The 11,145-nt window shown below is 60.3% G+C and carries 13 protein-coding genes; 6 read left to right on the top strand and 7 right to left on the bottom strand.

From position 1 onward, the window contains the following. Window positions 1–12 precede the first annotated feature (12 nt). From mshL to Q8L25_RS23275, 5 genes are all read left to right on the top strand, one after another. Window positions 13–1,788 carry a pilus (MSHA type) biogenesis protein MshL gene (gene mshL / locus Q8L25_RS23295; protein ID WP_308921665.1) on the top strand — a complete coding sequence of 592 codons (1,776 nt, stop codon included), beginning with the start codon at window positions 13–15 and terminating at the stop codon, window positions 1,786–1,788. Continuing rightward, complete coding sequence (locus Q8L25_RS23290) at window positions 1,789–2,688, top strand: AAA family ATPase (protein ID WP_308921664.1); 900 nt, start codon at window positions 1,789–1,791, stop codon at window positions 2,686–2,688. Between the two features lie 14 nt (window positions 2,689–2,702). Continuing rightward, entirely contained in the window at window positions 2,703–3,797 is a 1,095-nt protein-coding gene (locus Q8L25_RS23285; protein ID WP_308921663.1) for a tetratricopeptide repeat protein, read from the top strand. 151 nt (window positions 3,798–3,948) lie between these two features. After that, window positions 3,949–4,116, top strand: a complete 168-nt coding sequence (locus Q8L25_RS23280; RefSeq protein ID WP_308921662.1) for a hypothetical protein — start codon at window positions 3,949–3,951, stop codon at window positions 4,114–4,116. Window positions 4,117–4,166: 50 nt separating this feature from the next. Further along, the gene (locus Q8L25_RS23275) at window positions 4,167–4,505 is read left to right on the top strand and encodes a hypothetical protein (protein ID WP_308921661.1); all 339 of its coding nucleotides are present in this window, start codon (window positions 4,167–4,169) and stop codon (window positions 4,503–4,505) included. 7 nt (window positions 4,506–4,512) lie between these two features. On the opposite strand, the gene Q8L25_RS23270 is transcribed toward Q8L25_RS23275, so the two are convergent. Next, on the bottom strand, window positions 4,513–5,310 hold the full coding sequence (locus Q8L25_RS23270; RefSeq protein ID WP_308921660.1) for an alpha/beta hydrolase: 798 nt from the start codon (window positions 5,308–5,310) through the stop codon (window positions 4,513–4,515). Window positions 5,311–5,416: 106 nt separating this feature from the next. After that, window positions 5,417–6,262 carry a histidine kinase gene (locus Q8L25_RS23265; RefSeq protein WP_308921659.1) on the bottom strand — a complete coding sequence of 282 codons (846 nt, stop codon included), beginning with the start codon at window positions 6,260–6,262 and terminating at the stop codon, window positions 5,417–5,419. Window positions 6,263–6,387: 125 nt separating this feature from the next. Here Q8L25_RS23265 and Q8L25_RS23260 point away from each other — a divergent pair, with 125 nt between their 5' ends. Then, entirely contained in the window at window positions 6,388–7,494 is a 1,107-nt protein-coding gene (locus tag Q8L25_RS23260; protein ID WP_308921658.1) for an AAA family ATPase, read from the top strand. A 240-nt stretch (window positions 7,495–7,734) separates the two neighbouring features. On the opposite strand, the gene Q8L25_RS23255 is transcribed toward Q8L25_RS23260, so the two are convergent. The 5 genes from Q8L25_RS23255 to Q8L25_RS23235 all read right to left on the bottom strand — a co-directional run bounded on the left by Q8L25_RS23255 (window position 7,735) and on the right by Q8L25_RS23235 (window position 11,133). After that, entirely contained in the window at window positions 7,735–8,199 is a 465-nt protein-coding gene (locus tag Q8L25_RS23255; RefSeq protein ID WP_308921657.1) for a hypothetical protein, read from the bottom strand. 2 nt (window positions 8,200–8,201) lie between these two features. Beyond that, complete coding sequence (locus Q8L25_RS23250; RefSeq protein WP_308921656.1) at window positions 8,202–8,825, bottom strand: type II toxin-antitoxin system MqsA family antitoxin; 624 nt, start codon at window positions 8,823–8,825, stop codon at window positions 8,202–8,204. Beyond that, on the bottom strand, window positions 8,815–9,390 hold the full coding sequence (locus Q8L25_RS23245) for a hypothetical protein (protein ID WP_308921655.1): 576 nt from the start codon (window positions 9,388–9,390) through the stop codon (window positions 8,815–8,817). The genes Q8L25_RS23250 and Q8L25_RS23245 overlap by 11 nt, the downstream gene beginning before the upstream one ends. Window positions 9,391–9,491: 101 nt before the next feature. After that, window positions 9,492–10,670, bottom strand: coding sequence for a pyridoxal phosphate-dependent aminotransferase (locus Q8L25_RS23240; RefSeq protein ID WP_308921654.1), 1,179 nt, complete (start codon window positions 10,668–10,670; stop codon window positions 9,492–9,494). Window positions 10,671–10,695: 25 nt separating this feature from the next. After that, on the bottom strand, window positions 10,696–11,133 hold the full coding sequence (locus tag Q8L25_RS23235; RefSeq protein WP_308921653.1) for a putative toxin-antitoxin system toxin component, PIN family: 438 nt from the start codon (window positions 11,131–11,133) through the stop codon (window positions 10,696–10,698). Between the last annotated feature and the right edge of the window lie 12 nt (window positions 11,134–11,145).

Raw genomic sequence — 11,145 nt, 5'->3', positions numbered from 1 at the left:
GACAAGGCGAGCATGCTCAAGTTAACCAGAATGGCCGCGGCGCTGGGCCTGTCCGCCAGCCTGTGCGCCTGTGTCGCACCGGCCCAGCGCGATACCTATGACGCGATCAAGGCGCAAGTGGCGACCGCCAGCGCCACCACCAACGCCGCTACCCAATCGGAGGCGGTCGACAACGCCCTGCTGCCGCCCGTCGCCACCCTGGCCACCCAGTTGCCGAAAGCGCGCGCGGTGCTCGACGAACGCTTCAACGTGGCTTTCAACAATGTCTCGGCGCGCCAGTTCTATAATTCGATCGCCACCGGTACCCGCTACAACATTCTGGTCCACCCTGATGTGCAGGGCAATGTCTCGGCCAACCTGAAGGACGTGACCCTGTTCGAGGCGCTCGACGCCGTGCGCGAGATGTATGGCTACGATTACAAGGTCGAGGGCACGCGCATTTCGATCCGCCCGCTGACCATGCAGACGCGCATGTTCCAGGTCAATTACCTGACCGGCAACCGCAAGGGCAGCTCCAACCTGCGCGTTTCGTCGACGTCCGTCAACAGTGCCGGCACCAGCACCAGCGGCCAGAGTTCGGGCAGCGGCAACAGCCAGTCGCAGCCCCAGCCGCAACCGGGCCAGCCGGGACAGGGCGGGCAGGTGCAGGACAGCGCCAACGTCAGCATGAGTTCCGACAGCGATTTCTGGAAGGAACTCAAGGAGTCGCTGGTCGCCATCGTCGGCGGCAACGCCGATGGCCGCAAGGTGGTGCTGAGCCCGCAGTCGGGCGTGGTGGTGGTGCGCGCCATGCCGGAAGAGTTGCGCAATGTCGACGCGTATCTGAAGGCGACCCAGTTGTCGGTCGACCGCCAGGTGATCCTGGAAGCGAAGATCATCGAAGTGGAACTGAACGACAACTTCCAGACGGGTGTGAACTGGGCCTCGTTCGCCTCCATCAAGAGCGGCCACACGAACCGCATTTCGACCGGTTTCCTGGCGCCGGGCAGCAGCCTGGCGCCGCTGCCATTCGCCGGCGGCCAGCCGCCGACGATCACCAATGGCGCCAGCGGTCTTGCGGCCAGCACCGGCTTCGGCCTCAGTTCGGCTGCCAACGCGGCCGGCTCGATGTTCGGCCTGGCGCTGCAGACCAGCAATTTCGCCGCCATGATTTCCTTCCTGGAATCGCAAGGCAGCGTGCATGTGCTGTCGAGCCCGCGCATCGCCACCATGAACAACCAGAAAGCCGTACTGAAGATCGGCACCGACGAGTTTTTCGTCACCGGTGTCAGCACCACCGTCACCTCGACCGGCACCACCGGCGGCAACACCTCCAGCCCGAATGTCACCTTGCAGCCCTTCTTTTCCGGCGTGGTGCTCGACGTGACGCCGCAGATCGACGAAAGCGGCAATATCATCCTGCATGTGCACCCGTCCGTCAGCCAGGTCACCACCGTCACCAAGGATGTCGACCTGGGCAGCGCGGGATCGTTGAAACTGCCGCTGGCAGCCTCCAGCACCTCCGAGATGGACAGCATGGTGCGCAGCCAGGACGGCCGCATCGTGGCGATCGGCGGCCTGATGCGCCAGTCGACCACCAATGACCGCTCGCAAGTGCCGGGCGCCGGCAATGTGCCGCTGCTCGGCGCGCTGTTCCGCAATACCGGCCAGACCGTCCAGAAGCGCGAACTGGTGGTGCTGATCAAGCCGACCATCGTCGAAGGCGCCAACAGCTGGAACGAGGATCTGCTCGATTCGGGCAAGCGCATCGAGGCGCTCGACCCGCGCCGGCCGGCGGAGCGGCGCTAAATGTACCAGGCCCATTTCGGCTTGCGCGAGGCGCCGTTCGGCCTCACGCCCGATACCAGTTTCTTTTTCAATGGCCCGCAGTCGCAAAAGGCGCTCAACACCCTGCTGGTGGCGGCGCGCAATGGCGAGGGCTTTATCAAGATTACCGGCGAAGTGGGTACCGGCAAGACGTTTTTATGCCGCAAGTTCATGCAGTCGCTCGGGCCCGGCTTTGTCACCGCCTATATTCCGAATCCCAACCTGCCGCCGCATGCCCTGATCCTGGCGCTGGCCGACGAACTGGCGGTGCTGTTGCCGAAAGAGGCAGACCAGCACCAGCTGTTGAAATCGATCAACCTGCGTTTGCTGAACCTGGCGGCGCAGGGCAAGCAGGTGCTGCTGTGCCTCGATGAAGCGCAGGCGATTCCGGTCGACAGCCTGGAGGCGCTGCGCCTGTTGACCAACCTGGAAACGGAAAAGCGCAAGCTGCTGCAGATCGTGCTGTTCGGCCAGCCGGAACTCGACGACAAGCTGGCGCGGCCGGAAATCCGGCAATTGGCCCAGCGCATCACCTTTCACTACCACCTGGGACCGCTGTCGCGCGATGATGTCGAGTTCTATGTGGCGCACCGCCTGCGCGTGGCCGGTTTCGACGGTGCGCGCCTGTTCAGCCGGGGCGCGGTGGCGCGGCTGTACGGCGCCAGCGGCGGCATTCCGCGCCTGGTCAATATCATGGCGCACAAGTCGCTGATGGTGGCGTATGGCGAAGGGCGCCAGCAGGTCAGCCGCGGCCACGTGACGCTGGCCGCCAGCGATACGGTGGCCAGCAGAACACCCTGGCGCGCGCGCTGGCCGTGGCTGGCCGGCGCCGGCGTACTGGCCGCCGCCTGCACCCTGAGCTGGACCTTACTGAACCGATGAAGACGAGATTGTAGATGAGCCTGATTAACAAGATGTTGCAAGATCTCGATGCCCGCAGCACACCCGGCCAGGGCCCTGACACGGGCGGCATCCGCTCGGTGCCGGAACGCGAGCGCGGCCTGCCGCGCGCGGCGGTGTTCGGCGGCGCGGCCGGCCTGACGGCGATCGCCATTGCCCTGGGCTGGCTCTACCTGAAGCGGCCGGACGTGCCGCCGGTGCTGGTGAATGTGGCGCAGGCCCCGGTTCCGGTCCCGGTCCCGGTTGCTGTGCCAGTTGCTGCGCCGGTCCCGGTTCCGGCGCCGGTTCCTGAACCGGTGGCCGTTCCTGTCGCGGCGGCGGTTGCCGAACCTGAGCCTGCATTCGTGGCGGCGCCCGCCGCGCCGCCCGTCGTCCATGAGAAAAAGGCAGTGGAAAAGTTGCGCCAGCATGAATTGCGCCGCATGGCCGAGGCGGCGCCGGCGCGCGCCGTCAAGCCGGTCCCGGTCCCGGCCGCCAGAGAAAAAATCATCGAGGGCAAGCAGGTCACGCCCCAGCAAAGCATCGACAATACTTATCGCCGCGCACTTGGCGACTTGCAGGATGGCCGCCTGGACGACGCGATGAACGGCTTGCAGCGCACCTTGCAGCGCGATCCGCGCCACCAGGGCGCGCGCGAAACGCTGGTGCGCCTGCTGCTCGAAGCGCAGCGGCCCGATGAAGCCATGCGCCAGTTGCAGCAAAGCCTGGCGCTGGACCCGAAACAGCCGGCGCAGGCGATGATGCTGGCCCGTTTGCAGCTCGATAAAAACGGTGGCGGCGCGGCCGCGCTCGACACCCTCAAGCGCAGCCTGCCGTTCGCGGGCGACCATCTCGATTACCGCGCCTTCCTGGCCGGCGTGCTGCAGCGCGAACAGCGCTACCGCGAAGCGGCCGAACAATACCAACTGGCCTTGCAGGCGGCGCCCGACAACAGCGTCTGGTGGATGGGCCTGGGGATCGCCTTGCAGGCCGATAATCAACCGGCGCCGGCGCGCGCGGCATTCGAGCGGGCGAAAGGTTTGCAGACCCTGTCGCCGCAGTTGCAGGCCTTTGTCGAGCGCAAGCTGGTGCAGCTGGCGGCTGGCAAGTAAAGACAAGCTGCACGGTGTGTCGAGAGATATTGTAAAGAGGCGTCGATAGCGTGTATTCTGGCAGTCACCGACTGATACTTGACAGGGCATCCCATGAAAAACCTCCCCGCAACTGCGCGCCCGCATCCTGGTCTTCGGCGGCCTGCTCGGCATGTCCGCTTATCAGATCATGCTGCATGTGCAGCATCCAGCCCTGATCGACAGCGATCTGGTGCACGGCCTCTGGCTGGGCGCCTGTTTCGGGCTTGAGCTTCTTGGGCTATATTTGCTGGCGAAACAAAGCAGGGTGCCGGTGGCGCGCAAGCCGGATCGTTCGTAGCCGCTGCGCCTGGCAGCGACCTCAAAACACAACAAACTGATCGATTAGCCATGGCCCTGTACTTCAATCTGGCGCATGGCACCAAGCCGCTGCCGCATGCGGCGAACTTTCCCTGGCCATTCGATATCGACCTCTGTTTCGAGCCGGTGCCGCATCCCGTCACGTTCAGCGAAGGCGTCGGCCATGGCGCCGCCGGCTGTGCCGTATCCGCCGTCGACGCGCTGCTGCCGGCATGGCGGGCGCATTTCGACATCACGCAGTCATCCTGGCTGATCCCTCATATCGAGCGCCTGGCGCAAGGCACACCGCTGCCACGCGACGAAATCATGCGCCGCTATGCCGAACTGCATGGCCGGCAGCCGGAGTGCTACCAGTCTGCCTGCGCTTGACGGCAGCTCATTGGCCGGCCGCCGGCAGCACCCGCCGTATCGCGTCGAGCACGATCTCGGGCGAGGTCAAAGGCATCTGGTGGCTGGAATCGGCGACGATCCTGGTGGCCTTCGGATACAGGGAGCGCACCGCGTCCCGCGTTGCCTGGTCCATCCGGAAGGCGCCGAAGTCGACCGCGATCGCGGTGTTCGATGCCGGTTGATTCACCAGCCGCACGATCGGCTTGTCGTCGATGCCGGGCAGGCGCAAGATCATCTCGCCCGTCTCGTCGATCTGCTCGATTTCGCGCCACACCGGGCGCGAAAACGCCAGCTGGCCGGCGAGGCGGCTCCATAAGGGGAAATCCTGCGTCTTCTTGATCATGCGAGGGTAGAGCGAATCGATCAGCACCAGCCCTTTTACCTCCTGCGGATAGGCCCTGGCGAACAGCTGCATGTACAGGCCGCCCAGGGAATGGCCGACCAGCACATAGGGCGGCGGCAAGCCCTGGTGGCGCAGCAGGGCGCGCAGTTCCTCGACGATGGTCAGGCCGTCGCGCGGCGTGGTGGCCGCCTCGCTGTTGCCATAGCCGGGCCGGTTATACACGAACACCGACGTCTCGGCAGCAAGCCGTTCCGGCACCGTGCCCCACTTGGCGATGGTGCCGCGCGAGCCGCCTTCGAACACGACGATGTTCTGCGACGAGGGATGGAGCACGGTCATTGATTCCACCTGGCGGCCGGCGATGGTGTCGATCTGCGGCGCGCAGTGTGCGGCGCCGGCGGCGCCGATGCAGACCAGGGCGATCGTGAGGAATTTGAACATGGGCGTCTCCAGCAATGAAAACGCCAGCATCGCCGACGGCATCGACGCGCGCAGCCGCCGTGCGACGAATCGACAGCCAGCGCGACGGATGGTAAGCCGGCGCCGTCTACATGGCCTTGAACAGATGCACGAAAGCGCGGCTGACCGGCAACTCGCCGGCGTGGCCGCGCATGCGCAGCCGGTCTTCCATGCGGATCTGCAGCAGCGACAGGTATTGTCCCGCCATATCGAGTTCCGCCTCCAGTGTGCTGTCGCCCTGGCGCAGCTGCGACAGGCTGCTGCGCAGATAGCTGGAAAAGGTTTCGAGCATCCGCTTGGCGCGCGGCGGATCGTAGTCCATCAGGCTCTGGATATTGGCCAGGGTGTTGAACAGCAGGTGCGGCTCGATCTGTCCCTGCAGCAGGCGCAAGCGGGCCTGCGTCACTTCGCCCAGCAGTTGCTGCTGGCGCAGGCGCGAACGCCACCAGGCCCAGTTGACGCCCAGCACGAACAGGATAAAGACGGCAAACTTGGTCAGCGCGGCCGGCAGCGAGATGAACATGCCCCACACATTGAAGCCCACCAGCGCGGGCACGATGGTAAAGCCGATGGTCATGCCGAGGATGATCGCCGCCAGTGACAGGGAACTCAAGGCCATGCCGGCGCGGATATCGCGCACCTCCGACATGCGTGCGACCAGCGGCGCCGGCAGCACCCGCTCGGCCAGACGCAGCACGCCGAACAGGGTATGCACGATGCACAGGCAGATGCCGATATTGGGCAGCAGGGAAGCCCACCACCAGCCCGGCCGGTCGACCCGGCCGAAAATCGCGACAAAGGCCATCAGGCCCAGCGCCAGGGCGATGGCGATCAGCGACGCCACCAGCAGGCGCGCGGCAAGCGAAACATCATGATGCGGGCGCAGCTCCCATAGCGAGCGCCAGCCCTGGAGCAAGGTGGTTTTTCCGGTCATGGGCGTAGTGTAGCGACCAGTTGCTTTACTGGCGAGCAATTATGATCGCGGATTGACCTGGCCGCGGCGTCCTGTTGTCGGCGTGCGGGTAACGGCTATACTGTCATCATGAACGGGATAGGAACATGATAAAAAAAGTCAACGATACCGACCAGATTTCTCGCCTGGTCCTGCGCGGCTACAAGTCCATCGCGGAATGCGATCTGGAACTGGGGCGCCTGAATGTGCTGATTGGCGCCAATGGTGCCGGCAAATCCAATTTCATCGGTTTCTTCCGCTTGATTAATCGTATTCTGGAGCAGCAATTGCAGGTTGCTGTGGGACAGGCCGGTGGACCGGACGCCGTATTGCACTTCGGACGCAAGAAAACCGAAGAGCTTCGGGCGGAGCTGTATTTTGGTAACAATGTCTATCGTTTCAGCCTGCGGCCAACCCAGGATAACCGCCTGATGTTTTATACCGAGGCACTCTGGTGGAATCAGCACGGCGACTGGCATCCCGGTTCTGGCCATTTTGAAACGCTGTACAAGGAGCGTGGCATACACGGCCCCATCTGGGGACACGTTGTTCCGGCGATGCTCAGCTGGCGCCTGTACCATTTCCATGACACCAGCAGTACCGCCTTGGTCAAGCAGATTCACGGCATCAGCGACAATGCATTCCTGCGCGACGATGCCCGTAATCTCGCGGCATTTTTGTGGCGGTTGAAGAATCATCATGCCGAACACTACTTACGCATCGTCAAGGCGATCCGCCTGGTCGCACCGTTTTTCGGCGACTTTCTGCTGCGTCCCACGGTCGATAACAAAGAGCGGATACAGCTTGAATGGACGGAGCAAGGACAAGATGAACCGTTTTCAGCCAGCGCCTTGTCCGATGGCACGCTGCGCTTCATCTGCCTGGCGACCGTCTTGTTGCAGCCGGAGGAATTCATGCCCAAGGCCGTCCTGATCGACGAGCCGGAGCTGGGCCTGCATCCGTTTGCCATCACGGTGCTCGCCGGCCTGATCAAGTCGGCAACCCAGCATCATCAGTTGATCGTATCGACACAATCCGTGGAATTGGTCAACGAATTTGACGTCGAAGACCTGATCGTGGTCGACAAGCGCGGTGGAGCCTCTGCCTTCAATCGGCCGGACGGCAACGCATTTTCTGAATGGCTGAGCGACTACAGCCTGGGAGAGTTGTGGAAGAAGAATTTGTTGGGAGGCACGCAGTACCGCAGCGCCTGAAAATATCAACGATAGTGCGCAGAGCGCCCTTCGAAACGTATTCTTGCGGCCATGAAGGGCTAACCGCGAAGCAGCCGCCCAGCCTTAGTACAGCTACCATAGCAACTGAACAGTCACGAAAAATTAAATGTAACTGCTTGGGTTTGTTTTTGTCCCTTGTGTTTTGCTATGTAGTATGTCTGTCTATCAGATCATTCGGATATCTGGCCATGCCCGACAAAGCTTTCATTCACTGCCCAGCTAACTGCGCCCTGATTTCTGCAGTGAGGGTTTACTGTCAATAAAGCTGAGGCTTGGCAAAAGGAGCGGGCCCGCCATCGAACGTGATGTCACGTTTGAGATCATTTCTCGGATTGAACCGTAGATCATGCTTGCACCATTCACCACAATGAGATCTAACATCTCTGCAGGCTCCTTCTTGACCCCAACCCAATCAAAGAAACCCTTCGCGCCAACATGAATGGAGTAAGGTGCTCTTTTTCCTATTTCATTAGTGATGAAAAGATCGACTCCCACTAAAAAACTGTTTTCGGAAACATTACCATGATCGTCTTTTACTTGTACATGACCAACATCGCATCTAATATTTACTCCACCAAAATCAAATTGATCAGCGAAGAAAAGGTTGTTATTTTGGTCGGGTGCAACTTTTATTGATACTTCTTCGAAGATAATTCCTCTTGGTTGCAGGGGGGCAATATTCATAATCAGGCTGCGATCGCAGATTCAAAGTTAACGGTCATTTCATTTGATGCATGCTGGAATTGATGCATATTGATGGGGACATGCTCCCACATTTTGTAGCCACTATTAGTTCTCACGGCAGCATTTGCCATGTATTCAGGCACAATTTTTTCATCAAGTGCACTTATATCCAATTTTATTTGCGGAGCTGCGGGTTGTACATTGGGAATGGTAATTTGATGTCGTTCAGCTAAGGCATTAACAACAGAAGGAAACATATCAGCGATCCACAAAAGATTATCCATCGCATCAGTTGGCGAAATCTCGTGGTTTTCGTATTTGCAAAAGGCTACTGGACCGCCGCCAAAAAGTTGTCCAGCCAGTTTGTGGGAGATATGCAATTTTGACCGCAATGCTTTGATGTCAGTGCCGGTCATGCGTCCAGTCGCATGTAACTGGGCTTCCCTGCAAACGCGTGCATTAAATCTCAAATCATCGGCAGTTGCGATTTCAGTTCCGCAAACATTACAAGCGTGGCCGGATTGCTCAACATTTATCTCCGTGGACTTGACGGTAAGTTGAGTCGAGGTTTTTGACTTGATAAGATGCCCTTCGCAGCAAATCGGGCAAATTTCATTAACAGTCATATGGGGTGTCCTTATCGGATTCATGGAGTGATATCAGTAATACCATCAAGCCAGATGGGCTCAAACAGAACTTGATGTAATAGGTAATTGTTAGTGTCTCGCCGCTGTCGTAATCGTCCTCAACAGCTACTTTATAAGCGTCACATGGTACCCATCCCACGGCAGGCTTGTTCGGTATGTTTGCGCCAGTATGGCACCATCTGGAGTTTATATAATGATCTTTTTCATTAAGTAAAAGCAACAACCTAGCCGCGTACTGATCGTCCATCTGCAATCGCTGCATATCGCTTCTGCAATCTTTGGTAATCGCTTTAAGCGAAGAGCCATCCCCGTTGATAACCTGCTGAGCTAGTTGCCGTATAGACATCAAATCCCAGATTTTCCCATCGATCAAACGTGTATGCATCTGATCGTCGCCATGCTGTGGTGGTGGCCAAGGAAGTTTGGGGCGTGCTCGGACGTATGGATTTTCGTGCATGAGAAGGCTAGTATTTACCATTAAGGTAGTTCCCGCAAGGTTTTTTACAATTTGCTTGACGAATTCACGGGATTGTGTGGATTTCAACAATCAGCTTGATAATGATGGGCAAGGATCGAGCTTTGCTTGCTCTGCATTGTGACACATCCGCTATGATTACATTCTCGTCGTTGCTTGTTGCTACTAGCTCAAATCGTCCGCAGCCGCTCCAAAGCCAGGTTCAGCGTCTCGTCCTTCTTGGCAAAGCAGAAGCGCACGATGCCCGACTCTTTTGCCTGCGCGTAGAACGCCGAGACGGGAATCGCCGCCACCTTCAGTTCGGTGGTAAGCCACTCGGCGAACTGCGCCTCGCTGTCCTGCGAGATGGCGGCATATTTCACGCATTGAAAGTAGGTGCCGTCGGCTGGCAACAGTTCGAAGCGGCTGCCGGCCAGGCCGGCGCGGAACAGGTCGCGCTTGCGCTGGTAGAACGCGGGCAGTTGCAGATACGGCTGCGGATCCATCATGTAGCTGGCCAGGCCGTGCTGCATCGGCGTATTGACGGTAAATACATTGTACTGGTGCACCTTGCGGAACTCCGCCGTCATGGTCGACGGCGCGGCCACATAGCCGACCTTCCAGCCCGTCACGTGATAGGTCTTGCCGAAGCTGGAAACGATAAACGCGCGCGCCGCCAGTTCCGCGTGGCGGCTCAAGGAGGCGTGCGGCACGCCGTCGTACACCATGTGTTCATACACTTCATCGGACAGCAATAAAATCTGCGTGCCGCGCACGATCTCGGCCAGTTTCTCGATGTCGGCGGCGCGCAAAATGGTACCGGTGGGGTTGTGCGGCGTGTTGATGATGATCAGGCGCGTTTGCGCGCTGACGGCCGCCGCCAGCTTGTCCCACGGCACGCTGTAGCCGCGCTCGTCCACTTCCATGGCGACCAGTACCGGTATGCCGCCGGCCAGCGCGATGGCCGGCAGGTAACTATCGTAGGCCGGTTCGATGACGATGACTTCGTCGCCCGGGTGCACGCAGCACAGAATGGCCGTGGTCAGCGCCTGGGTGGCGCCGGCCGTGACCGTGATCTCGGTGGCGGCGTCGTATTCATGGCCGTACAGGCTGGCGATCTTGGCGGCAATCGCCTCGCGCAAGGGCGCCGCGCCCGTCATCGGCGGGTACTGGTTGTGGCCGGCGCGCATAGCCTCGCTGACGGCCTCGACCAGTGCCGGTTCGCAGGCGAAGTCGGGAAAGCCCTGGCCCAGGTTGACGGCGCCGTGCTGGGCCGCCAGGGCCGACATGCGGGTAAATACGGTCGTGCCGACAGCGGGCAGGCGGGTTTGCAGGACCGGGGTCAGGATGGGATGCGAAGATGGATTCATGGTTGTGCGGAAGTGGAAACGTTGCTTATTCTAGCGCAGCATGCCAGCCTTCCGGCACCATGATCTTGAACATGCCGGCCCTGGCCGTCTTGCGCGCCAGTTTCAGCAGCGCCTTGTCCTTGGTGATCAAGACATCCGCGCTGGCGTCGCGCGCCAGTTCCAGGAATTTCTGGTCATCCTTGTCGGTGCAGACCGGCAGGCGCACGCCGGACACCGCTGGCGCCACCACCGTGATCAGGGCGTCGAAACGGGCGGCGGCCACCGCGCGGCTGGCTTCATCGAGCGGCAGGTGCTTGTAGTGCAGGACCACCAGGTATTCGGCGCGGCAATCTTCGCGCGTGATGGCTTGCACCGCGCCGCTTTCCATGGCGGCCAGCAAGCCGGCCCAGCGTGGATCGTTGAAGACGAACAGGTCCAGGCAGACATTGGTGTCGAGGACGAGTTTTTGTGGAGCAGGTATCATGTCGGCAATTCT

Source organism: Janthinobacterium sp. J1-1, assembly GCF_030944405.1.
Classification (GTDB): Bacteria; Pseudomonadota; Gammaproteobacteria; order Burkholderiales; family Burkholderiaceae_D; genus Janthinobacterium.
Note: the sequence above shows the minus strand (reverse complement) of the source record. Positions and strands in the feature narration are given on the sequence as shown.

What these genes read in the sequence shown, in the direction of transcription:
- mshL (WP_308921665.1), top strand. Translation starts at nt 13, where the DNA reads ATGCTCAAGTTAACCAGAATGGCCGCGGCGCTGGGCCTGTCCGCCAGC.
- Q8L25_RS23290 (WP_308921664.1), top strand. Translation starts at nt 1,789, where the DNA reads ATGTACCAGGCCCATTTCGGCTTGCGCGAGGCGCCGTTCGGCCTCACG.
- Q8L25_RS23285 (WP_308921663.1), top strand. Translation starts at nt 2,703, where the DNA reads ATGAGCCTGATTAACAAGATGTTGCAAGATCTCGATGCCCGCAGCACA.
- Q8L25_RS23280 (WP_308921662.1), top strand. Translation starts at nt 3,949, where the DNA reads ATGTCCGCTTATCAGATCATGCTGCATGTGCAGCATCCAGCCCTGATC.
- Q8L25_RS23275 (WP_308921661.1), top strand. Translation starts at nt 4,167, where the DNA reads ATGGCCCTGTACTTCAATCTGGCGCATGGCACCAAGCCGCTGCCGCAT.
- Q8L25_RS23270 (WP_308921660.1), bottom strand. Translation starts at nt 5,310, where the DNA reads ATGTTCAAATTCCTCACGATCGCCCTGGTCTGCATCGGCGCCGCCGGC.
- Q8L25_RS23265 (WP_308921659.1), bottom strand. Translation starts at nt 6,262, where the DNA reads ATGACCGGAAAAACCACCTTGCTCCAGGGCTGGCGCTCGCTATGGGAG.
- Q8L25_RS23260 (WP_308921658.1), top strand. Translation starts at nt 6,388, where the DNA reads ATGATAAAAAAAGTCAACGATACCGACCAGATTTCTCGCCTGGTCCTG.
- Q8L25_RS23255 (WP_308921657.1), bottom strand. Translation starts at nt 8,199, where the DNA reads ATGAATATTGCCCCCCTGCAACCAAGAGGAATTATCTTCGAAGAAGTA.
- Q8L25_RS23250 (WP_308921656.1), bottom strand. Translation starts at nt 8,825, where the DNA reads ATGACTGTTAATGAAATTTGCCCGATTTGCTGCGAAGGGCATCTTATC.
- Q8L25_RS23240 (WP_308921654.1), bottom strand. Translation starts at nt 10,670, where the DNA reads ATGAATCCATCTTCGCATCCCATCCTGACCCCGGTCCTGCAAACCCGC.
- Q8L25_RS23235 (WP_308921653.1), bottom strand. Translation starts at nt 11,133, where the DNA reads ATGATACCTGCTCCACAAAAACTCGTCCTCGACACCAATGTCTGCCTG.